Annotated in this window: 25 protein-coding genes; 16 read left to right on the top strand and 9 right to left on the bottom strand. The window is 54.1% G+C overall.

Features of this window, described 5'->3' with window-relative positions; all coding sequences use genetic code 11:
• The first annotated feature begins 387 nt into the window (after positions 1–387).
• From G522_RS0104495 to G522_RS29940, 3 genes are all read left to right on the top strand, one after another.
• Positions 388–1,758: an integrase family protein gene (locus tag G522_RS0104495; protein ID WP_169453480.1), complete on the top strand. Its 1,371-nt coding sequence runs from the start codon at positions 388–390 to the stop codon at positions 1,756–1,758.
• 787 nt (positions 1,759–2,545) lie between these two features.
• Positions 2,546–3,307 (top strand): class I SAM-dependent methyltransferase, encoded by a 762-nt coding sequence (locus G522_RS29440; RefSeq protein ID WP_084632750.1) that lies wholly within the window; start codon positions 2,546–2,548, stop codon positions 3,305–3,307.
• Positions 3,300–3,944 (top strand): 2OG-Fe(II) oxygenase, encoded by a 645-nt coding sequence (locus tag G522_RS29940; protein WP_156886819.1) that lies wholly within the window; start codon positions 3,300–3,302, stop codon positions 3,942–3,944. Before G522_RS29440 ends, G522_RS29940 begins: the two co-directional genes overlap by 8 nt.
• Before the next feature lie 5 nt (positions 3,945–3,949).
• Here the strand turns inward: G522_RS29940 and G522_RS29935 are convergent, their stop codons facing one another.
• Positions 3,950–4,858, bottom strand: coding sequence for a hypothetical protein (locus tag G522_RS29935; RefSeq protein ID WP_156886818.1), 909 nt, complete (start codon positions 4,856–4,858; stop codon positions 3,950–3,952).
• A gap of 40 nt (positions 4,859–4,898) precedes the next feature.
• Entirely contained in the window at positions 4,899–5,639 is a 741-nt protein-coding gene (locus G522_RS29435) for an SDR family NAD(P)-dependent oxidoreductase (protein WP_084632748.1), read from the bottom strand.
• Between the two features lie 1,136 nt (positions 5,640–6,775).
• Between G522_RS29435 and G522_RS0104480 the strand changes: the two genes are divergently transcribed.
• Both G522_RS0104480 and G522_RS0104475 read left to right on the top strand, forming a co-directional pair.
• Positions 6,776–7,651 (top strand): phage integrase N-terminal domain-containing protein, encoded by an 876-nt coding sequence (locus G522_RS0104480; protein WP_026790002.1) that lies wholly within the window; start codon positions 6,776–6,778, stop codon positions 7,649–7,651.
• Entirely contained in the window at positions 7,648–7,950 is a 303-nt protein-coding gene (locus G522_RS0104475; protein WP_026790001.1) for a hypothetical protein, read from the top strand. Before G522_RS0104480 ends, G522_RS0104475 begins: the two co-directional genes overlap by 4 nt.
• Before the next feature lie 240 nt (positions 7,951–8,190).
• Here G522_RS0104475 and G522_RS0104470 read toward each other — a convergent pair whose 3' ends face one another.
• From G522_RS0104470 to G522_RS25610, 5 genes are read right to left on the bottom strand one after another with little or no spacing between them, the layout of a single operon-like run.
• A complete protein-coding gene (locus G522_RS0104470; protein WP_026790000.1) occupies positions 8,191–8,631 on the bottom strand; it encodes a hypothetical protein in 441 nt (146 codons plus the stop codon).
• 29 nt (positions 8,632–8,660) lie between these two features.
• On the bottom strand, positions 8,661–9,194 hold the full coding sequence (locus tag G522_RS0104465; RefSeq protein ID WP_245586590.1) for a hypothetical protein: 534 nt from the start codon (positions 9,192–9,194) through the stop codon (positions 8,661–8,663).
• Positions 9,146–9,595, bottom strand: coding sequence for a ubiquitination-like system serine protease family protein (locus G522_RS30735; RefSeq protein WP_084632746.1), 450 nt, complete (start codon positions 9,593–9,595; stop codon positions 9,146–9,148). The genes G522_RS0104465 and G522_RS30735 overlap by 49 nt, the downstream gene beginning before the upstream one ends.
• The gene (locus tag G522_RS0104460; protein ID WP_026789998.1) at positions 9,592–10,758 is read right to left on the bottom strand and encodes a ThiF family adenylyltransferase; all 1,167 of its coding nucleotides are present in this window, start codon (positions 10,756–10,758) and stop codon (positions 9,592–9,594) included. Before G522_RS0104460 ends, G522_RS30735 begins: the two co-directional genes overlap by 4 nt.
• Complete coding sequence (locus G522_RS25610; RefSeq protein WP_051228303.1) at positions 10,733–11,449, bottom strand: multiubiquitin domain-containing protein; 717 nt, start codon at positions 11,447–11,449, stop codon at positions 10,733–10,735. The genes G522_RS0104460 and G522_RS25610 overlap by 26 nt, the downstream gene beginning before the upstream one ends.
• Positions 11,450–11,595: 146 nt before the next feature.
• On the opposite strand from G522_RS25610, the gene G522_RS0104450 reads away from it, so the two are divergent.
• The 5 genes from G522_RS0104450 to G522_RS29930 all read left to right on the top strand — a co-directional run bounded on the left by G522_RS0104450 (position 11,596) and on the right by G522_RS29930 (position 16,098).
• Complete coding sequence (locus G522_RS0104450) at positions 11,596–11,916, top strand: helix-turn-helix domain-containing protein (RefSeq protein ID WP_026789997.1); 321 nt, start codon at positions 11,596–11,598, stop codon at positions 11,914–11,916.
• A gap of 2 nt (positions 11,917–11,918) precedes the next feature.
• Complete coding sequence (locus tag G522_RS0104445) at positions 11,919–12,830, top strand: ImmA/IrrE family metallo-endopeptidase (RefSeq protein ID WP_026789996.1); 912 nt, start codon at positions 11,919–11,921, stop codon at positions 12,828–12,830.
• 117 nt (positions 12,831–12,947) lie between these two features.
• On the top strand, positions 12,948–14,609 hold the full coding sequence (locus tag G522_RS0104440; protein ID WP_051228301.1) for a type IV secretory system conjugative DNA transfer family protein: 1,662 nt from the start codon (positions 12,948–12,950) through the stop codon (positions 14,607–14,609).
• Positions 14,610–14,612: 3 nt separating this feature from the next.
• Positions 14,613–15,479 (top strand): M48 family metalloprotease, encoded by an 867-nt coding sequence (locus tag G522_RS25605; RefSeq protein ID WP_051228299.1) that lies wholly within the window; start codon positions 14,613–14,615, stop codon positions 15,477–15,479.
• A gap of 64 nt (positions 15,480–15,543) precedes the next feature.
• Positions 15,544–16,098, top strand: a complete 555-nt coding sequence (locus G522_RS29930) for a hypothetical protein (protein ID WP_156886816.1) — start codon at positions 15,544–15,546, stop codon at positions 16,096–16,098.
• 22 nt (positions 16,099–16,120) lie between these two features.
• Here G522_RS29930 and G522_RS0104430 read toward each other — a convergent pair whose 3' ends face one another.
• Positions 16,121–16,687, bottom strand: a complete 567-nt coding sequence (locus G522_RS0104430) for a hypothetical protein (RefSeq protein WP_156886815.1) — start codon at positions 16,685–16,687, stop codon at positions 16,121–16,123.
• A complete protein-coding gene (locus G522_RS0104425) occupies positions 16,684–17,871 on the bottom strand; it encodes a hypothetical protein (RefSeq protein ID WP_026789993.1) in 1,188 nt (395 codons plus the stop codon). The genes G522_RS0104430 and G522_RS0104425 overlap by 4 nt, the downstream gene beginning before the upstream one ends.
• 228 nt (positions 17,872–18,099) lie before the next feature.
• Here G522_RS0104425 and G522_RS0104420 point away from each other — a divergent pair, with 228 nt between their 5' ends.
• The 6 genes from G522_RS0104420 to G522_RS0104390 all read left to right on the top strand — a co-directional run bounded on the left by G522_RS0104420 (position 18,100) and on the right by G522_RS0104390 (position 24,730).
• A complete protein-coding gene (locus G522_RS0104420) occupies positions 18,100–18,681 on the top strand; it encodes a tyrosine-type recombinase/integrase (RefSeq protein WP_026789992.1) in 582 nt (193 codons plus the stop codon).
• A gap of 367 nt (positions 18,682–19,048) precedes the next feature.
• Positions 19,049–19,231 (top strand): YhhA family cyclophane-containing RiPP, encoded by a 183-nt coding sequence (yhhA, locus tag G522_RS30730; RefSeq protein ID WP_425414042.1) that lies wholly within the window; start codon positions 19,049–19,051, stop codon positions 19,229–19,231.
• Positions 19,232–19,241: 10 nt separating this feature from the next.
• Positions 19,242–21,380, top strand: coding sequence for a cyclophane-forming radical SAM/SPASM peptide maturase YhhB (yhhB, locus tag G522_RS0104415; RefSeq protein ID WP_245586589.1), 2,139 nt, complete (start codon positions 19,242–19,244; stop codon positions 21,378–21,380).
• Position 21,381: 1 nt separating this feature from the next.
• Positions 21,382–22,878 (top strand): GNAT family N-acetyltransferase, encoded by a 1,497-nt coding sequence (locus tag G522_RS30360; RefSeq protein WP_210162884.1) that lies wholly within the window; start codon positions 21,382–21,384, stop codon positions 22,876–22,878.
• A gap of 34 nt (positions 22,879–22,912) precedes the next feature.
• Positions 22,913–23,971 (top strand): glycosyltransferase family 2 protein, encoded by a 1,059-nt coding sequence (locus G522_RS29425; RefSeq protein ID WP_084632744.1) that lies wholly within the window; start codon positions 22,913–22,915, stop codon positions 23,969–23,971.
• Between the two features lie 345 nt (positions 23,972–24,316).
• The gene (locus tag G522_RS0104390) at positions 24,317–24,730 is read left to right on the top strand and encodes a Ros/MucR family transcriptional regulator (protein ID WP_026789989.1); all 414 of its coding nucleotides are present in this window, start codon (positions 24,317–24,319) and stop codon (positions 24,728–24,730) included.
• Positions 24,731–25,165 lie beyond the last annotated feature (435 nt).

The following is a 25,165-nucleotide window of genomic DNA, read 5'->3' as shown; positions in this document are numbered from 1 at the left end:
CACCCATCGGTCCCAAGAAGCTAAATTGAGGCACAATCTCGGTTGCTAGTCTATCAGCCAGGTGTCATCCGCCATGTGGGCGCTAAATTGGCAATTTATTGCACTATATCCTACACAAAACCTTCTCTGGATAGTACACTTACATGAGATTTACATGGAGATCGATCACGGAGAGAATGAACATATAACATATTGAAAACATTGGTGGGCGGTGAGGGATTTGAACCCCCGACCCCCTCCGTGTAAATGGCCGCTGGGGAGTTTTTCAGATTTCCACCGCCCGACTAATCATTTGTTATTGCGTCATTTTTTATATTTCCCTCTTCGTCATTACTTCACTTTCCATGTAAGTTCTTCAGAGGAATCTTTACATGGAAGTTACATGAAGTGCCTAAACTATATCTCACAGATACTTTTGTTTTCGGGGCTCGCTGCCCTGCCGGGAAAGACCAAGAAATATACTGGGATCATCCTATTGGAGCGGATGGACACATCCGCAATGGCTCCATCTCAGGACTTGGGCTTCGGGTGACGGCGCAGGGAGCAAAATCCTTCATTCACGCCTACCAGTTCAACGGCAAACCATATCGAAGGACACTCGGTTCCACCGTAATCTTGAATGTGGGATCAGCGCGCATGGCGGTTCGCGACCGTGCTCAAAAGCTAGATGCGGGAGAAAATCCTGACTTTGAGGCCGACACGAGTCGCGCCCATCTCCTAACTGTGCAGGAGGCGATCAATCACTACTGGGAAAGCCACGTTCACGCACTTTCCGAAGAATATCGTGGTTCTTTCACCCAACTCACCGCCCAATGGCTGAAGAAAGCGCCGAAAATCGCCAGCCGCCGAGGCCATAATGTCCGGAAACGCTATACCGACTTCGGGTCCATGTTTGCGGACAGGCCACTTTCCTCCATCAGACCGCTCGATATCGAGCGGTATCAGAAGCAGTTTGCGTCGCCATACGTCTTCAACAATGCCTTGCGGCACGTGCTAGCCCTTTTCAACTGGGCTATCAGGATGCAGTTGGTCGATATGCGCAATCCTTGCCATCCGATCCGCGCCCGCAAAGTGATTCGCCGTCGCCGTGATTATTCCACCGAGCAGATACGGCAAATCGCAGCCAATATCTTTTGTCCGGTTGTCGAAGCAGTCCCTGAGAGTGGCACACTAACCGGCTATGCCAAGCGCGATATGGCGTTGGTGAAGGGTCACGCCTCAGTCGCCAATGACCAGATGCTGGAACTGTGCAACTTCATGGGGATCCTATTTCTCACTGTGGCGCGACCCAGCGACTTGGTCCGCGCGGAGTTCGACCATTTCGACCTGGAAGCCCTCGTCTGGCATAAGCACAACACCAAAGGCATCAAACTCTCGCACTCTATCTACGAATACGCCTATCGGTCCGTTCCCATTCATCCGAGGGTGGCCGCTATGGTCCAGGCACAGCAGCAACGCTGGCCGGACGCCAAGCTCCTATTTCCGTCCCACACTGATCCCAATCAGCCACGCGATAATTTTCGGAAAGGGCTGGCGCGCTTCAAAGCCCTGCCGGGCGTGCCAGAGTATTTTCAGCTTTACGACCTCAAGCGGATCGCTATCTCGATGATGCTAGCTGGTCAGGGAGTGTCGCACGAGGCGATCTCCCACTATGTGGACCATAAGGGCAACCTCACGACAACCATGATCTACGATCTCGGCCTTGTTGACCCTATGCGTCCTGTCACCCAGAGGTTGGGCGAACTGCTCGGCGTGTGACGCTTGACGCACTTGTGGATCGTGGGTCCACAATCGGCGGCGATCTGCCGTCCCCTCCCCTCAACCCAACGAAAGCCACCGCATATGGACGCTTTGCAAGCACTCGTTCTCACAAACGAGCAGCTCAAGGATATGCTTCTGGAAGCAGCAAGACAGGGAGCGTCGATCGCCGTCGCCGAACTGCGAAAGGAACTCCACCAATCTCCGGAGGACGCCACTCTTCAGCTTCTACGGTCCTATCTGCACGACCCCGCCTCGGTTTCCAATCCCTATGACCACTGGGCACATAGCGGGATCATCCGCCAGATTGAGAAGACGCCAAGCGGCAAACCGAAGTCCACGGCGTGGTTCATGAAGTTTCAGAGGGAGAGCCGTTTGAACGAATGTTTCTCTCGGCCGAGTCCATCCTATGGGCGTCGTCGAGAGTGGTCATTTCCAGCCATCAGGCTTGCCTGGAACATCCACTATCGCCTTAGATCATGACAATAAGGTAGCTACCGCACCATACCGATCGGCCAATGTACAGATGTTCGGAGTGCAAAAATACAGCGTCAACCGATCCCTTCAATTTGCCGAGCCAATTCCCTGGCAAGCCTTTTCCAAACGTTCGCCAAAAGTTTAGGTACCTTTTTCACAACTTCCGATTCCATAAACGGTGACTCAGAGCACTTCCATCAGGTACCCTTCCTCAAACTGCGACTACCGAGATACCTCCCTCACTCACCTGAGATCTAGAGCTAATATGTCAACTCTAGAAGAATGTGTCGCGTTTTAGGGACCGATTCCGATGGATACAGAGTTCCAATCCGAAAATATAACCGCACAATCCCTAGATTATTGGAATGATATCTCCAATCAATACGATATTTTATATGACAATTATTGGTCTAGAACTGAGGACCGGAAAACCCAACGTTTATTGTTGGACCATATCCAAAATTCCAGAGCCACTAACATTGTCGATATTGGCTGCGGAGGCGGTCTTGGGTTTCGCCTTATTAGCGCAGTGCACAGCGGTATAACATATACTGGCATCGATATTTCGGATGGCATGATCCGCCTATTCAAATCCAGGCACCCTGGTGTTCGTTTGATTTGCGCCCCCGCCACTACGGCGCTTACTTTTCTTGAACCACAGTCATTTGACTATATTTTTTCCATAAATACTTCTGCATCATTTATGTCTGACACGCGTGCACTCTTATCAGCGATCGGCACAGCTCTTAAGCCCAATGGGCATTTCACTCTCTCGTTTCTAAACGAAAGTTCACTAAGACGGGTTTTAGCCCGGGAGAGAGCGACCGAAGAGATTTATAGGACGAGAGGACATAGGACTACTTCCACTGGCGTGCATTCCGAGGTAATGAGTGAAAGTCGCTTTAGCGCTTTACTACCAGGTACCGGTCTTCGCGTGGAGGAGATCGAATACCATAGTGTTTTGGGGGGCGTTTGGGAATCTAGAATATCATTAATCCTAGAACTTGCGCTATCAAAGATCGCCCCACAGCTCAGCCACGAGATTATTTTTTCGGGGGTAAAATATGAATAGCTACTCGACATGGCGCCCATATCATTCTTGGGATATATTAGGGGCTGGATTGTTACCACCCCATTGGGATAACCAAATTTCGCACACGATTCGCGAGCACTCTATAAAGACTATTCTCACCGGTGAAGGCTCCACCAGCCGTGAGACGAAGAAAAATCAAAAAATTCCGGTCTATGTAGTTGACGGCTCGTCCATCAACGCTTCGCTTCCATGGCTTATGACTCTCTACGCGGGGCCTCTTCTCAACTTCGCGAGCCGCTGCCAAGGAAAAGAATTATTCGTAGCCGTCGATCAGAAAAGTTCGGTAAATATCAATCATATTGAGGGCATTGGCTCTCGGTACGAATGGCACGTGGACAGCAATCCAGTAACGGGTCTACTATTTTGTACCACATGTAATCCAAGAATGGGCGGGGCGCTCGTTTTTAGGAACGTCGACGAAAAAAGAAATGCTGTTGTATGGCCAAGGAAAGGCCTCTTTATTTGCTTCGACGCACGAAATATTCCGCATCGCGTCGCCCCTCTCCGGGGGCATTTTTCGCGTATATCTATTCCCATGAACTACTACGATTCTAATTCGGTACAGAAGAGGCCGGATGATTTGGACGTTCAGATTTATACCCCCTCGGAAGAATGATCGTTCTAAATATTCTCGTCAAATACAAGAGGGGCAGATAACCCATAGAATTTTTGAAACGTTTCTTTATATTTTTGAACTTCAGATTGATCAAAAGTAACATATCCGCGAACCTGACCATCGGGGGAGAACACATCGACTATTGCAAATTTGCTATTGATTAATACGAACCCCTGCCCCGCATCCTTAACAGCGGTGGGGGCTGATTTAATGAAACTTTCTCGGTCCACCCTGCGCCCAATAAGTCGAGTCGTGTTCGCCTCTGCATGAGCTAGTATAAACTTATTTTTCCGTGCTTCCTTTAGCCTCTCCGCAGAAAAGAAAAATACCCTCTCAACCATTACCCCCCGCTTAGCTGCTGCTTTATTTTTCTCAAAATATGTCTGTTCTTGTATCGTATTATTCCATTCAACAGGTTCATCCATTGACACTATCTGTATTCGTGATCCCGGCGCAGCATCGTCAAACTCTCGGTACAGCCATCTATAAAAATCAGGCTCCTCAAGAGTTGGTGTCTTCATAGAAGAATTTAATAACTTCAATGAAGCTATTGCGGATTCTATTATTCTTGTCCTCTCCGGAGATAATCTCTCCTCTTTCAAACGTAAATACTCAGACAGTATAATCCCAACACTTCCAATTTCAGAGCTTGCACTTAGGTCGACAATTTCGGATGCTTTCTTAATTGGGGAGACCAGCACGTTGAAAGTATTTTCCAGGTTTTTTTTGGTTTCCTTCATTTCATTCCTAAATTCAAAGACTAGGAATTGCCTATGAACTACAAGGACGACGCTGACGATCATCCAAATGGCCGACAATGCAGAATACTTAGGATCGGCCGAAAGATATATTCCCACTCCGAAGAGGAAAAAGACCTCGACAAGAGCTACAACTAAGGACCACCACCACGCCATAATGCCCCCCCCCCAATCGACGACCAATACATTGAAATTGTCATTGTTGAACGCTATCGAATTCAAACTTAGATATTCTATCCACCCCGGAATAACCTCCATCTACGGTGATAACAGATCCATTCACAAATGATGCCTTGTCGCTAAGCAAAAAGGCTACCACATTCGCTATTTCCTCCGGACTACCCAATCGACCCAAAGGCGTGATTTCTCGCGATAGGTTAAAAACATCATCAGTATCCATTACCCCGCCGATCCAACCCGCAGCGATCGCATTTGAACGAATACCTTTCTTGCCTCCAACATTGGCCCATGTTTTAATTAAATTATGTATTGCGGCCTTTGACGCGGCATAAGCACTGGCTCCGAAAGAACCTATAAAAGCCTCAGTGCTTGATATGGTAACAATGCTTGATCCGTCGGATAGATACGGAAACAAATTTCTGAAAAACCTATTTGGCATGGTAAGATTTACATATATACTTCTTTCCCATTGCTCGTGATCAAACTCACTTTGGTTCTCCATATTGAAAAACATATGAGTGTTAACAAACGAATCGATTTTCAAATCTCGAAATTTCTCGCAAAATTCATCAATTGAGGCTGATGATCCATGATCTACCTCATGTATCTCTAGTGAACCGGAATCTACTCCAAGCTCTTCTATTTCTGAGCCCACATCTCGTGTCCCAAATACCTTATAATTCTCGGACAACAATAGCCTAGTGGTAGCCGCGCCAATTCCAGGCTTTAACGCACCCGTCACAATCGCAGATTTCATTTTTTTCTCCTGGGTTCATTTACACGACAGCAGACTTTTCGTGGCAAAATTCTACATAAATATATTATATCTCTTAGAGATTAGTCCACTATGTTTACACGCACGACGGAAAATAACTCAGATTACACTATATTTCACACTATGTGAGGCTGAGCAATCTCTAGAAAATTGTCCAATACCTTATCTAATTAACACTAGCTCGATAGCGGGGAAATGCCAAATTGGGCGATTCCTTGTACTTCCTTTAAAGATCAACAGAAAGAGACAACAGCATTTCAGTTGAAGCGCAACGGCATGAAAGTCAGATCGATAACGGTGCATGGGAGCTTCGAGGTCGTTTGCTGCGTAATCGTTTACCTTTTGGGGCGGCTGTTAATCACATTCCCCCAGGCGAAGCGCGGTCCCTTTTGCAAGTCAATAAAGCGTCGTCGATGGGCAGTGTTGCTCTGCCTTAAGCGGCGTTCTGCCAGTCTGTGCTCGGGAGACCGCGTAGCGGCGGCACACGACTGGCGGGTTGTCGCGGGCAGGGCATAGTTGCCACCCGTGTCGGATGCGCGCCAGGATACGAGCATGGGGCGGGGCTGAAGGTGGGTGAGGTCGGATGTCCTACATCCGACCGTGCGGGCGGCGGAAGGTCCGTCACTCGCCAATCCATTGGGGAGTGACGGACCGGCTTCCGGCCCAAGACAGCCGCCGATTTCCCGCAAACGCCGCCACATGACGCCCGAATGACGCGCCGGGCGACGGCGCGGCACCGATCATTTCTGCCGCATCATGCTGGCATTATACCCCCGGCGATGTTCACAATGCCGCCAGATCACGCCTAGCGCCTGATCCATCTTCCTCCCCGTTTTCCCATCAAGAAAGGAGAGCATCATGCATGCTCAAACCATTCGCGCGCCGCCGCGGCGGCGTTCTTCCCGTGCCATGTCCCATGAAACCGGACGGGCATCGGGTGCCCAACAGGGCAAACCCTACAGGCCAGCCACCCGGCTAGCTTGGGAGGCTTTTACCGAATGAAGGACATGACTACGCATTCCGGCTCCTGCCGCGAGTGACCTTCGCGGGGTGACCTGATCTACGGACAGGCATCGGCCATCAACACTCACCAACCTCTCAAAAAGGAAGCGAGCAAGATGGGCGATTTGACCATGGACTTGGTGCGGCTGTGCCACCGCAACAAGGACGGCTCTTACGGCACACAAACGAACCGCCGACGTGGATTAACCGCGATGGCGGACGACTTAAGCGATCTCGGCTATAAATTGCCGTCGGCTGCCTCCCTCAAGCCCAAACACGTTGAGGCGCTGGTGGAAAGGTGGCTCGATGCCGACATGACGGACGCCAGCATCCGCAACCGCCTGACCTGGCTCCGTTGGTGGGCCGAAAAGATCAACAAACCGAATGTCGTCAGCCGCGATAACGCTACCTACGGCGTTGCCGAACGGGGAGAGGTCACGCGCAACCGCGCGCAGATCCTCGACCATACGAAATTCCAGAGCATTGAATGCCCGCATATCAAGGCTTCCATCCTGTTGCAGACCGCGTTTGGCCTGCGGCGCGAGGAGGCCATGAAGTTCCAGCCCCAAGTAGCAATCCGCTCCGACCATATCGCTTTACATTCCAGTTGGACCAAGGGAGGGCGGGCGCGCACGATACCTATCGCCACCCTGGAACAGCGACAGGTGCTTCAGCACGTCGTGAGGCTCGTACCAGGTCGCGGCTCTCTCATTCCCGCGCAACTCACTTATGTCGAACAGCTCAAACGGTTCGAGTACCAAACCCTCAAAGCGGGCATCCGCAACACGCACGGGTTTCGACACGCCTATGCCCAGCAGCGCTATGCGGTGCTGACCGGCCAAGCCTGCCCGTTGGCTGGCGGCAAGCGTTGGGCAGACATGACCGCCAAGGAACGCGAGGCCGACCGCTCCGCCCGTCACCATATTTCCGGCGAGTTGGGCCATGGACGCCTGAAAGTCACCGACGTGTACCTGGGGAGCGCCTTCCAATGAAACGCTCCGAGGGAAATTTCATGATGGCGACCAACCTGCGGAACAAGTATGCGGGCAAGATATTCAGCCCGGCAGCCGTTGCTACGGCTATCGACGAGGTCGCGTTCCAAGGATATCGGCATTACCGCATTGTCCAGGAGCTGCCGTTCGACCTGTCAGATACCGACGCGGCTCGCGCCCTTGAGGAATGGCTTGATGAGGAGGAGTTCCACTACGTCTGGCGACCGACGTTCACCGAGCCGGATATCCGCCGCCCTTTGAGCGCGGGAGAATATCCGGAACTGGTGATTTCGTGGTGAGGAGGAGCAGCTAAGGCGCCGTTGGGCGCCTTAGCTGTTTGCTACCGGTGTTTGCCAAAGCACCCGCTTAGCCTTCGGTTCCGAAGGCGTTTCGCTCTAAAACAGCAGTTCTGCTGTCGTCTCCAAGGACAGCTTCCGCTGAGCCTTTAAAGGAAAAGGGGCTCGCGTGTTCACGCTTGAGCCTTTGAAACCGGCGGTTCCGCCGGCGGCGTATGGCATGACCGGAAGTGAGAATGAAATCTAGCTGACCCAACTAATCTGAACGTTCTCAGCCAATGCATCGTCGCCAATTGGTAGCCGCAGAAAAACCGCATGCTGATACCCAATTTGATGCTTAATCCGCTCCAGCTTCGAAAGATCGGCAAGGTCCGACATAGGGTTCGATGTCTTTTTCGCTTCAATAACAAGGATGTTTGCCTGGTCGTGTCCCGGCAAATGAACGATAATATCCGGACTCACCAGGCTGGAGGTCAACACGCCATCGGCATTCGGCATGTCAATTTCTTTCGGATAAACACCATGCCGATTGTATTCAGCGTGAACCGAATGGTTGGTGAAATATCGCTGTAAGATCGCCGCAAAGCGGGCGCAGATAGTACGCTCCGCGACATCGAGTTTGAAAAGCATCCCCTCCTCGGCATAGAGATCTGATAGGGATTTTGTTAAGATTTCCTCGATCACTACTTTTTCCACGCCATTCCCTCAAGCTTTTATCCATGGAATCCTCGCTTCGCGACGGCGGCAATGACCTTTTCGTTGATTGACTGCCGTTTAACTTTCTGAGCAAGGGTTAACTGTCGTAGTCGCATCGTATCCTGAAGGAAGCTGTATTCCCAATTATTTAGAACACCACATTGATGAAAGAAGACGATGGCATCACCATTCAGGCTCTTCTCTATATTCGATTGAATGCGCTTAATGGCCGCGAAGATCAGATCCGAACGCACGCCTAGAAACCGCTTAACGCAGCGGTTCCCCACATCGATCCGGTGTCCAGTTATCTGATTAGCAATGGTGCAAATCTCAAGAATCGGGAAATGCCCGCATGGGCAAGTCTCCGGCTCATCGGCGGTAGCTACGCGAACGAGGCTCCATTCCTTGCGTGCAATTTCCCAGTCTTGCGCTTGGCTGTGGGCGAGAATTGCCTCCTTTAGTTGCCTAAAGTTATGACCGTCCCCCATATTTTCTCTCACTCTTAGTGTCGCAAAAACTTGGAAAAAAGAGATCTGATCCGAGCAGTCCATCCATTTGTCATCTTCGAAGGTGCGGCAATAGGCCCTGATGGCTGGGCTGGACTGGATCGGTCAAAATAACGCTCCTTGACCTGCTTATCGTTTACCCTGCCAGCAGCAACCTTCTCGTCCGACCAAGCGCCAGCCCAAACCGCTTTGTTGTTCTTTATCCAGTAGTGAGAACGACAATTCAGGCTCCAGTTACCAACTGACGGGTCCAGCGACACCGACACTCCATCGAAGGTGAGTTTCCAATCGGTCGGACTTAGTGGTGTGACCACCTCGCTTCCACATCCGCAACAACACCGGTGCATAACGGTACGGTAGCGAATGGAGACATAGATAACTCCATCTTCCATCTGTTCAGGCACGGAATCGACGAACACATGACGCAGAATAACGGGAGGCCTCATGTCCGATCCTCGCTGATAAGCGTGTTGCCGCTAATCACATAATTCATGAAATGCTCACGCCGTTTATCATCGTAGAAACCGAGAAACCTCTTATATCTCACCACAGCCAGCGCTGCATTGAGCATGTTAAGATCCGCAACCTGGATATTCTTCGCGTAAATATTCTCGTGGCCATCCCCGGCAAACGATACGCGTTTAGAAACATGGTCCCGCTTGTTGGGCGTGCTGAGCGTAACGGTGAGCATGCCATGCAGCGTGTCCCCTGCGAGATCCAGCCCCATGCCCGTATCGATAAAAGGAACACCCGCGCGCTCCAGTTCCGCGAAGAGAGAACTCTTTGCTGAACCAGCATCAGCACACACAAACACGAAGTCCATTTCATTCAATAAATGGACATTCTCGGCATCGATTGAGGCGCGGTGCGGGACAATGCCACGATGCATATTGCTGTAGATGCTCGCCCAATGGTCCACCTTGTAAGGGATGGTCTGGAGATGCCCCAGTGACGGCGCGCCGGGCGAGCGAAACGCATTATGTTGGCCGAACTTGTCGCCATCGAAGAGATGAATGTTGCGAACTGGCGTCTTGGCGATGAGATCCAGCACGTAGGATCCTGTGCCACCGAGCCCCACAATAGCAACATTTTCCTGCTTTAGTTTGCGACTCGCATAGGTAGTGCCTGCACGACTGGACGCGGTATCGAGATATTCAAAGGGGGAGTCGGCATCTGTGTTAGGGATAACGCGCCAAGTCCGTGCAGTAGCGCTTGGGTCAATTGCCTGCGCTTCGTTCTGCAAAATTGCGACGTATGACGTGACCTTCAAATAATAATTGGGATAGCCCTCCGGGGGTTTGCTCGAGAACGAACAATCAGCCACGAGGCGCTCAGCGATCTTTTGCTGATCCGTAGAAAGGAAGATTTGGTTGAGAGGCATCCCGCTCTTGTTGCAAGGAATGCCACCCTCAAACATGATGACGTGCGTCCCCGGTATTCGGGACGCCTGGTTCAGCTCGGAGATAAGTGAGCCGCGCCGAACCTGTCGCTCCGCATTGACGAAGGGGACGTTGCGGACAACAAGATGGTCCGCAACAATCTCAAGCTCGTAGCCCTCTGCCACGAGCTGTTGGAGGTCGGGGTTAAGACTTATCAGTGAATTTGACATCGAACACCATCTGGTCGCGGACGCGCACAGATTCCCCTTCGGTTAGTGAACCTTCCGGCCGGTTCGGAGGGCCGTCAAAATAGCCAATCGTGTAGACGATATTCTGACCAGGAGGCGGCGTCGGAAACGCGATAGCGACCAGCTCTTCAAAGCTAATCCGCTTCTTGTTCCAGACCTTCGGCCGAGTATTGACGACAATGGTTATGCTGACCTGCGCAGGGCGAGTGTAGAGCTTTTCAACACCTGGGTTGCCTATGCGGACTTCTTCATCATCGCCGATAACCTTGTCTGGCTGATCCTGACGCTCCAGCACCAGCTCAAGATCCTCATCCTTTCCGGCCAACCATTTGATGTTAGCGCCTGTCAAAGCCTTGCGTGGCCATTCGAGAGGGATGCCGTCAACGAAGAAACGGTCAGTACCGTCGCCCCTGATGACGAACAGGTGGGCGCCGTCTTTCAGGTCCGCCGTCTCATTCGGCCGAAGCGTTTCAAGCTGGTGGTTCGGAAGGTGATGGAGGACCACATAATCGGTCAGCGGATATGCGCCGAACGCTTCGGCAATCTGCGAACCCGTTACTCTCCGGTCGTTGAAGTGAAAGTCGCGAAACGCAAACGTCTCGTCGGCAATCTGGGCGGTGAACCGGTCGCGATCATTGGCGAGATCGCCTTCCGCCGTATCGATAATGGTCATGGCAGGCCCTTTCTTGACTCAGCGTTCGGATGACCAAACACTTTCGTACAGATTAAGTTGTACATTGCCGGGAGTCAAGTATTCTGGTACAAATTCGTATGGACAGGGAATGTCCTCGCTTATAATCAACAACTTAGAGGTAGGTAATGGCCCTTGCGGACCGGATCAAAGCGTTCCGGATGAAAAAAAAGTTGTCGCTGCAGGACCTGGCTGACGCGACGAAAGTGTCAAAGGCTCATATTTGGGACCTGGAAACCGGACGCAGCAAGAATCCATCGATAGAGCTGCTCACCAACCTGGCGAACAAGCTAGGCGTTGCCGTTATCGATCTCGTTGGTGAGAATCCCTCAGAGGAAGAGGAAGGGTCTCGGGTGCTGGGAATGTATCGGGAACTAAAGGACCTTTCCGGTCGAGACTTGGATGTCATTCAGCAAATGATCGAGCGCTTAAAAAGCAAGGATGGGTGAGCATGCAGATAACCCGGCTCGATTTGGATGGAACAGGCTCCCCTGAGGGGCTTGTGACCAAAATTCTAAAAGCCGAGCCGGGACTCGCCCCACCTGTGCCGATCGAGGCGCTGGCAGCTGCACTCGATATTATCGAAATCCGCGAGCTTGAAGCGGAAGGTTTCGAAGGTAGCCTATTGATGGATGCCCACCGTAGTCGCGGCGTCATCCTTGTTAACAAGCTGGCGCGCGCTGGGCGCCGCAGATTCACCATCGGGCATGAACTCGGGCACTTCCTCATCCCAATGCACCGGCCAGTGAAGAACGATGCTTTCCTTTGCTCTCGCGACGATATGCGACTCTGGTCGGCAGCTGAGCAGAACGCTTATGAGCGCATGGAAGTGGAGGCAAACAAGTTTGCCGCGTTAATGCTCATGCCGCCGCCGCTGCTGCGCCCTTACCTTTCACGCTACGGTGACCCCAATATTGCTACCGTCCTCCGGATTCATAAAGACTTCGAAGTTAGTAAAGACGCCGCCGCGCGTGCTTATACGCTGTATCATGGTGAGCCTATCACCATGATTGTTGTCCATGAAGGCAAGGTCTTGCGGTCTTATCGGGCTCTAAAAGCTCCTCGTCTTAGCGTGGAGCAAGGCGGCTTAGTGCCTCGATCTTGCATTTATTGGCGCACACGCGGATTGACTGCAATATCCCAGCTTGAGGAAGCTTCTAGTGACCAATGGCTCATATCTGAATGGGGCAAGCGCCCGCCCGCTCTTTACGAGCAAGTTCTTCATCAGCAGGAAGGCTATGCGCTGCTTATGCTATGGCCTGAATTCGAAGAAGAAGACGATGAGTTCGACCCTGACGCTGATCGCACCGCCAAGCAGCGTCTCTCCGACCGGCTAGCGAGATCATGGCACGGGCGATATTGACTAGGGCATCGGATGCCTTGCGGGTAAGTCACTAGATACTCAACCGACGATACGCATTCGCCACAAATATTAACATTTGGAAAACTGCGGCAGGCTGCCCTCTGTGGGGCATCTGCCATGAAAGATTTCGATCCGGTCGGCGACCTGTCGCGGACGTTAGGGGACTTTCAGCACTATCACAAAGCGAGCACCTGGTTCTTCCGGACGCTGCACGCGAGGCGTGTCCGGAACCAGGTCGATGCCCTTTATGGTCCCCAGATAGCTCAAGACGTTGTGGACGCTATCAAGGCAGGCAAAGACCACCGGGGTGTTCTGGAAAGGGCCGAGCGAGCCCGCAAAGCCCAGAAGGAACGGGACGATCTTCTGACTTCACCACCGCCCATCCACGGCTCGGGCCGGTGGGCGGATGAGAGCGAGATTGGGAACCAACTCAAGGGACGGGAGGCCCTGGACAACCCACGCTCCATCGTTCTGGGGACCTTTCAAGGGCAAAGCGGGCCACGCTTCTTTCATTGGGACGAAGAGGGGCATCTGCTCACCCTTGCGCCGACACGGTCGGGTAAGGGCGTCACAGCGATCATACCGAACCTGCTCCGGTACAAGGGCAGCGCCGTTGTCCTCGACCCCAAGGGAGAGCTGTACGCGGCCACGTCCAAGTGGCGCCGGGAAAACGTCGGCCCCGTCTACCGGCTTGCCCCGTTCGATGACGGCACCAACCCCACAACGGCGAACTTTATCCGGAGCAGCTATAACCCGCTGGCGCGCGTCCGGTCCCAATCGGACGCCCGTGCCCTTGCGGAACTCATGTTTCCCGCCGATCCCCGTGCATCGGCGTTCTTCATCGAAGACGCCGTGGCCTTCGTGACGGCCACGATTCTTTACGTGAAGAAAAAGTGCCCCGAGCCTCTGCGCCACCTCGGCACGGTGCGGCGGTTTCTGGCGGCACCGCTGGATGACTTCAGGGCTCTGGCCTCCCTCATGGCGGGGCTGGACGACATGCCCAGCGTTCAGGAAGCGGCCACCAATGTTCTGGGCAAGGATCGCGGCAAAGCACTCCCCACCTTGCGCGACACGCTCAACGCCAAACTGTCCCTGTGGAGCGATGACGGTATCTACCAGACATGCAGCCAGCATGATTTCGATTTCGAGGATCTAAAAGACCGGCCCGCCACGGTCTACCTCGATGTGCCGTTTGATCTCATGACGCCTTACGCCCCGTGGCTCAAAGTCATCCTGCGCTCCGCCTTGAGCGCGATGACGCGGAACCCGACCCGGCCGGATATCCCCGTCCTCTTCGTCCTCGATGAATTCCTGTCGCTCGGCTCCTACCCGGAATTCCGGGACGCCATTCGCACCCATGCGGGTGCGGGCGTGCGCCTCTGGTTCTTCCTTCAAGACGAGGGCGCCCTGCGTGAGCATTATCCTCAGGATGCCTGGCGTCCGTTCTTCAATTGCTCCGTGAAGCAGTTCTTCGGGGTCGACGATCCGATGACTGGCGGGCTGGTGGGAAGCTATCTCGGGCAAACCACGGTGGCCTATCGATCCTTTTCCGGGAACCGGGATCTTTCCGCAGAACCTTCCGACTCCGTGGAGCTTACCGGGCGCCCCCTGCTCACGCCGGATGAGGTGATGGAGCTGCTTTCAGGCTGGACGGGCCGGGGCATCCGCCAGAGCATTTTACAGGTGCGCGGGCTTCGGCCGACCAAGCTGCATCTGACCGAGTATTCCCTGAGCCCGTCGCTGAAGGAACGGGCCGGGGCTTATACCGTGGGGGAATAAGCTATGAGCGCGACCTTACCGGAACTGGATACCCGCCGCCTTGCCCACGGCGGCGTTGGGCAGAAAATCGCTTTGATCCTGAGCGCCTGGCTCGGGGTTTTCCTAGGCAGCATTCTCTTGGGCCTTACGGGCTTCGGCACACTGGCTGTCGTGACGTTCTTCTTCCCGGCGCTGTTGTTTGTGCCGGTCTTTGGCTTTGTGTTCGGCTCGATCGGCGTGTCCCGGTCCCGCGACCGGGTCATCAGCCATACCCGAACCAAGATTCTTCCGGCAGATCATCCGCTGACAAAAGGGGTGGCGGCACTGGCCACGAAGCTGGACATCCCGTGCCCATCCGTTGGCGTCTACCCGGATCAGGCCATGAACGCCTTCGCGGCGGGTTCATCCCCGCAAAAAGCCGTGGTGAGTTTCAGCCAGAGCCTTGTGGACCGACTACCGGCGCGCAGCATTCTGGCGATCGCCGCGCACGAGCTGGCTCATGTGGCCAACCGGGACATGCGGCGGATGCAGTATGCCACCTCGTTCCAGAACGCCCTCACGTGGTATCTTTTCTGGTGGGAACGCGGGAAGGTCTTCGTGCGGTGGATCCTCGGGTTCCTGGGCGAACTGATGCTGATGCGCCTCTCCCGGACAAGGGAGTTCTGGGCCGACGCCACCGGAGCGGCCCTTATCGGCAAGGACGCCATGATGGAGGCCCTTCGGGACATCCATGCCGACCGAGCACAGCCGTCCCCGGAATACCTCGCCTATGCCCGGATGATGATCCGCGCCAATCCGAAGACGCTTCTGTCAACACATCCGACTCTGGAACAGCGTCTTCAAGCCCTGCGAGATGAAACTTACATCCGCCGTTTGCCTTACCGGCGATAGACCCACTCGGCCGATACCTCTATGGCTGGCTTTCAAACATGAAGTAGCCAGGCGAGAGAGCAGAATGGACAATTATCCCGTGCATCTTGCTCCCGAATTTGAAGAGGGTGGAGGAGTAGCCACTCCATTTGAGGAGTGGTGGGCTCGCGTCCGCGATGCTTTCCCCCGCGTGCCGGAGAACGTTGCGAGATTTTGGCTCCACGAGCACTGGAGCCACTCGCCATTTAGCTACCTTCCGTCCGCTTGGTATCGATTTGATCTGGTGGATTGGACTCCAGAATGTCTGGAAAGCATTTTGTCTGGCTCGTCGAACTTCAGCGGAGATCAGAGAGTATGTCGTGAACGTGGACAAGCCATAGTGAGAAGGCTCAGGAATTCGCCCTACAAAACGCCAGCGTACATGTTCGAACACGGCGATTTCCCAGCGCCCATTATTGTCCTGAACAATCTCGACGGTCACCTTCAGCCAGGAATTGATCCCGTTCCAACCTATCATCCTATTCCCAAAGGGTATTTGCTCATTGAAGGACATCGCCGGTTTGATATTGCGCTTTACCTTGCTTCAATTGGGAAAATGCGCCCTGAATTTAAGGTCTGGCTCATGACCTACGCCCCATAGGGCACCTAAGCGTCTCGCTTCGTTATTTCTTCGTGCAGCTCAGGACGGGCAGAAGCATTCCCTTCGAGTGGCTGGCAAGGAACGCCTTGATGTCAGCGGCGGTGCCCGAAAGCGGTATCCACCCCGTCTGAAGCAGGTGGGGTGTAACGCCGTTCTGACGCGAGAGCGTATCGATCTGCGGTGCCGCCAGCATGGCGTTCACCACGTAAAACTCCATGCCCTTGGCGGTCGGCTCCATGAAGGCCAAGGCAATGGGGTTTCCTTTCTGGTTCACCTGCGAGAGGTAGAGGCCATTACCAAGGTCAGCAAACATCACCTCGACCTTGTCGTCGGTCAGGTAGCGGTAATCCGGGCTGAAGAAGCCGCTTTTCTGCTCCACAAGGCTGTCGACGAGTGGCGAGCCGTCCAGCCGGTTGGTGCAGGCATACGACCCCGCCACGGGGGCATACTCGCCCTTGGTCAGGACGGGATCGTTTACCTGATAGCAGCCCGTGAGGATCAGGGCGGCAAGGGCCGCCAAAAGGTTCAAACGAGGCACGGAAGACGGCTCCCTTGGGGATTTCAGGGTGGTGGGGAGGGACTCCGTCATCGCACCACCTTCATGCAGGTGCCAATGGGATAAGAAACCACTTGGGCACATACGGACATACCGCCGGATTGGCTGCATTTTGATGGGTAATAGCTCATGTTAAACATGCCGCCATCCTTCGAAATCTCGATGTTCTGAAAATCTCCTTTGTCGAATCTGACCATAAAGGCAATATGGTCCTGATAGATGTTGTCGTTACGCACGACAAAATGCCTGTCCACGCCGTCCTTGTGGAGATAAACGATCCTGTCCTTGCTGTCGGCGGCCAGAAGAACAGGGCCTGAGCCATCGAATATTCTGAACTGAAGCAGTGGGCTTGAGATTCTCCGGACGGCATTTGCATTCACGGTACAGGCGAATGGCATCGTGGAAGCGCTGGTTTCCGCGCGTTTCTCACTCCAGTACGCCCCCTGTATGCGGCAGGGCGTGCTTGCCCCGGCGCTGGCGGATGGCGCGAGAAGGAGATGGGTTTCAACGGTTTTGTCGTAGCCACAGACCGAGACAGACTCCTCGGATTTGAACACCAAGTCCGTCTCACTGGCCGACCAACTGCCGGTCTCACTACGGTCAGCGAATGTGATCTTGTACGTCCCGTCCGGGTTCAAGTGCAGATCGCTGTTCAGGCCCAGCCACACGCCGTAAAAGCGCTCATTCGGTCCATCCGTCATCGGCACCGATGCCGGTGAGGTTGCAGCAGCTTCCTTATTTCCAGCGCATAGGGGGCGTAGCCGTTCACGGACGGCCATCAGCCCACCGATCGGGACGGGCGTCGGCATGCCGCCGTTGACGCCAAACTGCGTTACGAACTCGCTTTCGGGCCGGTTGCTCCCGTCCGCCTTGGCTTGCTTCAGGGTCTCGGCCAACCAGCCAATGAGACGCGCGGCGTTTTTCCGGGGCATGAAGCCCGAGGCCTCGATACTGAGGTCCTCGTTGTTATCGTAGTTAAGGAGCGTGATGTAGTTGGGAGCTGCGCCGTTTCGCATCGTGAACCGGTAGCCGAGAGCATCGGCAGCAACACACGACACCTCAATCTTCGGAAAATCGGGGCCGCTATCGAGGGTCGCGTGAGGGGTGTCGGGGCTCGGGTCGAACTGCCATTTTCCGAGCCCGTCATCGGCCCGAGCGAACAGGGAGGAAGCAAGCAACAACACAGGAAGAAAAGCCACGCTTCGAACGATCTTCATAGCGTACCTGCCGCGCGCTGGAGAGCCTTATGAGGTGAAACGGAATTACCCAAAGTCTTTCTGGCTGGAAATTTGCGTATTCACTTGTTGATTATGAGTGGGTAGCTTGCTTATAATTTGAAGGAAGTGCGCCGAACCGATTGAAAAGGCGCCAAACCCCAATCCCCTGAAACAGAATGGGTAATTCTGTTTCAGGGGCGCAGGTCAATGACAAGGGAAAGCGGGAGCGTGCGCGAAAAGGCCGGGAGCGCGGGAGCATCCCTTTATTCACGGAATGGCCGGAGAAAATATATCAATGCTGAGGAACGGCGGCGCATTCTTGAGGTATTGTCGGGAATACCTTCTGACGAGCGAGCCTTTTGCCTGACGCTCATGCTTCTTGGGCTTCGCATTAGCGAAGCCTTGGCCTTGCGGCCCGAAGACGTTCAGTTCGAGGAGGGGATTGTGGCTGTCCGGTGCCTGAAAAAGCGGGGAACGGTCGTCGTCCGGGAGGTTCCGGCACCGCCGGAACTGCTGAGCGCCCTGAAGGGCCTTGCCGAAGGTCATGAAGACCCACAAGAGCGGTTTTGGCTGTGGAGCCGGGTGTCGGCATGGCGGGTTGTCAAAACGGTTCTAAGGGCCGCTGGGGTGCGCGGTGATCACGCCATGCCCAAGGGGTTCCGTCATGGCTTCGGCGTGCATGCCGTTCGCAGTGGTGTCCCGCTGGATCTCATTCAGCGTTGGCTTGGGCATGCGGATATCGCCACCACCGCCATTTACACCCATGTTATGGGATCGGAGGAGCGGGCGGTGGCGGCTCGCATGTGGTAGGCGATTTTGCCGTTGTCCCCACAAGAGTGTTGCTATCCAGGCCGCCACTTAGTGCTGCGTAATGGAATAAATCGAGTTGCGCCATAATGATGTAAAATACTCAGCCCCCGCCATCCCCTTTAATTTATTCAAAGTATTCTTTCATCTGGAAAATTACAATATTCAAACAAACGGTCGTAATTTTCATACTACACTTTATTCGCAATAAATTAGCCCACTTTTTACAAATTAATGCACATAGTATACTGTATATATTTAATTCTATTGTCGACGCCTGCTGCTATGAAGCATAGTTTTTGAAGAGATTGCAATGTCAAGATTTCTTGTGTAGATTGCAGTAGTCAAAAACACGTATAGGGAAGTTGCCATGTCCTCTGCAAGTCAGCCCACTCAAGAGATGCACGACGAATCCCTGAAGACCGCAGTGCTCCGGACCCAATCCGTCAACCCGGCGATCCAGCGTCTGCGCAGCCGTGTCCTTGCGACGGCGGAAGCTAGTGAGGTTATTACGAGCTACGACCGCATGCACCATCGGCATAATCGCTCTTGAGCTGACCTTGGTGGCAGCTCGGATCACCTCCTTCCTGCTAAAAGTCGCGTCGCGATGCAATCTCGATTGCGACTATTGCTATGTATACCATCATGCCGATCAAGGCTGGCGCACTATGCCAAAGACAATGTCGGCTGAGGTGCGGAAAGCTTTTGCCTCGCGCCTTTCTGAATATACAAAGGAAGCCGCACTGAAGCGCGCCGTCATTGTTTTCCATGGCGGTGAGCCACTGTTAGCTGGCGTGGATACTATCGTTAGTTTCGCGGGTGAGTTGCGCGCTTCTGTTGGAACTGAAGTCAAGCTTGAGTTTGCAATGCAGACTAACGGACTGTTGCTTAGCAATACGACGCTTGACGAATTGGAAAGGGCGGACGTTTCCGTCTCGCTCAGCCTGGATGGGCCTCGGTGGGCTAATGATCTTCACCGAACCAGCCACAAGGGCCGATCAAGCTTTGATCGCGTAATGGCGGGCTATCGGTTGCTTCAACAGCGGCCGGCCGTCTTCGCTGGAGTGATCGCTGTAATTGATCCGTCGGTGGCTCCCGAAGAACTGTTTGCGTTCTTTGACGAGCTTCGCCCTCCGAAACTCGACTTCCTTCTCCCCGATGCCCATCATCTTCGTCAACCACCAGGGCGCGACCAGCTTCCGCTACAATACCAAGAATGGCTGATTCACGCGTTCGATCTTTGGTTCGATCGCTATCCGCATCTGCCAGTTCGCACATTTGAGGCACTGCTCGACGTCGCCGCCGGCTTGCCTTCTGCGACGGATGCTTTTGGCTTTGGCGATGTAAATCTCCTGTCAATCGAAACCGACGGCAGCTATCACGATCTCGACGTTCTTAAGATCGTGCGGGACGGCGCCACAGCCTTATCTGGCACGGTTCTAGATGCGGCTATCTCGGCGGTAGCCACATCTCCTGGGATTGAAGCCCACAGAGCACTTCTGCGAAAAGACGGCCTTAGCGCCAAGTGTCTTGGTTGCACGGTAGTTGAGATCTGCGGTGGGGGATCCGTCCCACATCGCTATGACGGCAACAGCTTCAAGAACCCGTCCGTCTACTGCGACGAGCTATTCGCTCTAATTTCCCACGTCAAAATGCGTCTCACTGATGGCTTAAGTGCGGGAATGGAGGATTTAAGCTCTCGGCTTCCTCCTGATTTTGATTTGGCTCGTTTCGAGCTAGCGGAGACTTCAGAATCTGCAGTGCAGTTCCTGATTGAGGACGCGCGTTCGACCTATTTAACCCGTTTTCGCTCTGCCCTTGAATACGCTTTACGGCGTGATGAGCTTGCCGCAGCCGCCAAGGCGCTTATTGAACGTGGCGAGGGTTTCTTGACCCAGCTTGCTAGTGAGCCGGGCGTCGTCGCTTGGACACGAGCCATGCTCGCCGATGCCGTAGGCTCCATGGTACATGACGTTGACGGCAAGCCTCTTCGTGCAGATGGGGAATATCTGGGCGCGTTGGCTAGCCGGAAGGTGGGGCCTAGAGGGCTTGCTGTAGCAGAGGACGATGCGTGGTTGCGCGCACCCTTTGGCGACCAGATAGAGTTTGAACCGCAGAGAATCGCTGTAGAAGCAATGCCGCTGGTTCATGATGCACTCGAGATCGTTCGTCGGTGGCGGCCAGCATTGGCGGACGAGCTAATGAGAGCCTGTCGAGCTGTCCAGTTTGTCCGCGATCCATCCGCGGATCCGGCGAAGATCGTGTCCTTCAGCGATGACTCTGTTCCTGGAGCTTTATTTGTTTCCGTGTCACAGGGCCAACAACTGATCGACCCGTACGACCTCGCCGATTCACTCGTCCACGAACACCGACACCAGAAACTGTATCTGCTGGAGCGTTTCGGCCCGACGGTTAGCCCGACGGCTCCCCGGGTTGTCTCGCCTTGGCGCGCTGATTTGCGACCGCCGTCAGGCCTCCTGCACGCCGTCTTCGTGTTCGTCGAACTCAAGCGGTTTTGGGCTCATGTACTCGAAGCTGGTCCTCAGTATATGCGTGAGCGTGCGCTTAACCAGCTCAAGGATACCGACCGCAATCTTGAACTCGGCTTCGCGACTCTACGAACGTGTAGCATGACGCCGCTGGGCAATGCTTTAATTGAGACTCTAGACGCGGCTAGGCGCCAGCAACCTGGAACTGCGTGAAATGGTCCTGCAGATCGCGCTTGATTGCTTGCCTGACGACGCCGCACAGCGCCACGCAGTTCTGAGAGAGTATTTTTGCGACAAAGACGCCTCGGCGGTTCGAACGCCCGAAGGCTGGTCGCTCACCCTTTCTTGGCCTGGGGATCCGGAACGACATATTGATCCTGCTCTAGACGTCGGGCTGAAATGGTGGGGCGGCCATATCCGGCGCGAGGAGATGGCAAGTGCTTTCCGTCGCGACGGGAGACTGACGCGGTGCCTCTACGATAGTTGGACGCTCGTTAGTTGGGCGCGTTGGCTTGAGCGACGCGGACCTACCGCGCTTGAATCTGTGATCATCCTTCATGTCGATGATCATCGGGACCTCGGGTCACCGCGCCTTGTAGACGAGGGCTCTAGCTGGCGCGACCTGATCTCCGGGCGGAATTGCGATTTGAGGGATCCGTCCTCGGTAATCGCGGCGATCGAGAGTGGTGCAATTGGAATGGGAAGCTTCATGGCTCCGTTTCTGGCAATTGCGCCGCATGCGGAGGTCCGGCACCTTTGTCAGCCTCCCAAGGCCCTGCGAACGCAGGATTTTGAAATTCGGCGTGTCACGACGCCCGATAATCTGTTGGAGCCAGGCGCACCTCGCCTAGGCATCGGGCTGACACCGGTAGCTCCGGGCATTGGACGTGGGCGTTATCGAATAACGCCATCGATCGACGATTGGCTCGATGGTGTCGACGGACGCCCCATCCTTTTGCACATCGACCTAGATTACTTCTGCAATCGGTATGATGGGGACAGCGACTGGGCTTTCCGGAGTGAGCGGCTGGATCCACCTCCTGCAGCGATTGATCGCCAGATGGACGATCTTGTCAAAGCATTGAATCTCCGCAGAGTTGCCGAGCGGATTGAGGATGTTGTTCTCGCATTCTCTCCGGGGTTTTTTCCGGCGGAGTTATGGAGCCGAGTGGACGAAAGCGTGACACGAGGCCTTAAGCTTGATGGCGAACATAAACCTGATCGTGGAATGACCTCCACGGTGCGGCCTCGAAAGCCGCGAGTGTCTGCGCCGCCGAAGCCGAACAATCCATCAACGAAGCATGGGCTTATTTCAGCGCAAGATATCCATTTGGTACCAACCAAGGGTACGAAGGGACGGGGCGGCGGTCCCGACGGAGAAGCTTGGCGTATTGAGTATGAAGGGCGAAGAGCCGGTCAAGTGTTCATCAACCTCATCGATCAGCCGCCGATCGGAAAACATGCCTCCATCCAGATTTATCTCAACAAAGCAAGCCAGGGCCACGGTATCGGACGGATTGGTTATGCGCGCGCCTGTGCTGCAAGCCGGTACGATGTAATCTACGCCCATATGCGAAAATCCAATATGGCCTCAATTCGGGCAGCGATGGCTGCCGGTTTCGCCGACGAGACGTCTGCGAAAGACCAACAAAAGATCATGGTCTGGCGTCGGGACTCAGTCTCGACGTCGGCCAAACCCAACGAGCCCTGACCTAGACGCTGGCCGAGCGTAGAAGAGGCCTTATATGCTGACGGCGGTTGTAATTCCTTGCCTCAACGAACGGGATCAGATTCCGGGTGCGGCGCACTCCCTGGGCTTTGGTATCGACGAACTCACTACGCCCCACGACACGTTACTTGTCCTGGTCGATAATGGATCAACTGATGGTACGCCTCAAGCTTTGGAGGCAATCAAGCAAACGTCACGCACTGGTAGCGTGGTCGTTGCAAACGAACAAGAGCGGGGGTATGTGCCACCACGTGCAACAGGTGTGGAAACCGTAGCTCGCATTGCCCGGACAAAAGGTATTGAGCCCCAGGATGTGCTCATAATCCAGGGTGACGCTGACACGCGTTATAGTGCGGGATATCTTGATGCGTTTCGGAGTGCGGCAGGTGCAACGAGACAACCGGCGTTGTTTGAGGGCCTCACACGCCCGCCGCCTCGTTTTCTTCATGGGCACTTGGGGTATCAGCGGCTCGCCAACGCGGTAGATAACGAAGTGGCTCGATTTCTCGTGGGTGACGAACTCGATGTCATCGTTGATGACAAAGTTTGCGGCTACTCACTCGCTAGCTATCATTCCTGGGGTGGCCATCGACGCGAATATCGACCTAGCGGTAAGGAAATTCATGCCGAAACGTCGCGGCTGTTTCTCCGGGGTAAGCGTGCCGGAGCGGAGCATGTGCGTGTTGTCGGCGCTGAGGCGACACCTTCGCGCCGCAAAATCCTTAGAAACCCCATTCGTCATTTCGCGACGGCAGGGTTTCCGCGTGAAGAAGCTTGGTGGCGAGCATGGAGCACTCAATATAAGGGGCCACGCGAACTTTCAGTCTTTGAAAGGGACGATGCGCACATTGTCCTCAAGTCTGCAATCGCCACACGCCAAGCACACTTATTAGCCCTGATGTCGATGTTGCCATTAATGGTCGCGGGGTCTGCAACGATCACCGAGGCGCGGCGAGAGGGTAATCTGCACCCAAGAGTCGATTACCTTCTAGCGAATATGCCAGAAGCCACGAATATTGATGTTCCTAACCTGTTTGATGTTTGTCTCAGCGCCATCGATGCGTGGCGTGAATAGACAGAAGTCAGGGCAAACTGTCGTGAAAGGTCCCCCAGTTTCACCGGAGTTTCTTCCGCAGGTACTGAAACAAGGCATAAGCTCCGCCAACCACAACAACCACGTTCGCGGTGATCGCCAGTAGCTGCCCCAAATCAATCGTCACCCACATTCGATTCCCCGTTAACGGTTCGCCTGCGATTTCAGCAGAGGACTCGACCAATCGTTAATATGGTCTGGCGCTTTTGATAGCCCGTTAACGGCTTTCGAGCTCCCATAACTCGATTGCCTTCACTTTGACAGATTAAGCGGCTTTCCAAAGGCTAGCTTACTTACCGCTAAGCGGACGTGCGTGGAGGAACGAGAATGAGTGACGATGACTATTCAGTTATAGGATTCGCAGCCGATGTTGTGGCTGCTTATGTCGGCAATAACGCTCTTCAGAAGTCTGAGCTTCCCGCATTCATTGCTTCGGTGCACGCGGCGTTTAGTACGTCCGTAGGCGGGCTAAGAGCACCGGCTGCCGCCGAACCACTCCAACCGGCAATCTCCGTCAAAAAGTCTGTTACCGATGACTATATCGTCTGCCTTGAAGACGGAAAGAAATTCAAATCGCTGAAACGCCACATCCAGTCCCATTACAATATGACGCCGGATGAATACCGCGCGAAGTGGAATCTCCCGGCGGACTACCCGATGGTTGCGCCAAATTACGCCAAGACGCGTTCGGCTCTTGCCAAAAAGACGGGACTTGGCCAGAACCGACGCCGTGCTAAATAGAACAGATCGTCAGGTCACCAGGATCGCCGAGGCATACGTTTATACTCGGCGATCCTGCGCACGTAAGTCTCCTGGCGATTGCCCCGGCGAACGAGTCGCTCCTGCATATAGAAGCAAGATCAGAGTTCATGGGCTACGCAAGTCTAATCGGTATTTCTTTTCTTTGTATTACGCCACTACTCATCAGCATTCAGAGCTGTTTGGTTATTAACGGCCTCACAATGACGTTCTACTGACTACAAACCTGACTCGCCAAACTTGTTCCGTCGCCAATTGCGACAGCTGGATCTGGCGAACCGCCACTCGGTTCCGTAGACATTCCAGATTGAGAACCATCAGCATACGTAATCTCAAACATTACAGATGTACCTTGAAGGTGACCAACCGCCCTGGTGCCATTTGTACATCCTATAATGATGCCTCCTACGCCATCAA

Origin of the sequence: Pleomorphomonas oryzae DSM 16300 (assembly GCF_000422965.1) — a bacterium.
In the GTDB taxonomy this organism is placed as follows: Bacteria; Pseudomonadota; Alphaproteobacteria; order Rhizobiales; family Pleomorphomonadaceae; genus Pleomorphomonas; species Pleomorphomonas oryzae.
The sequence above is the reverse complement of the archived record's forward strand: the minus strand, read 5'-3'. Positions and strand labels throughout refer to the sequence as shown.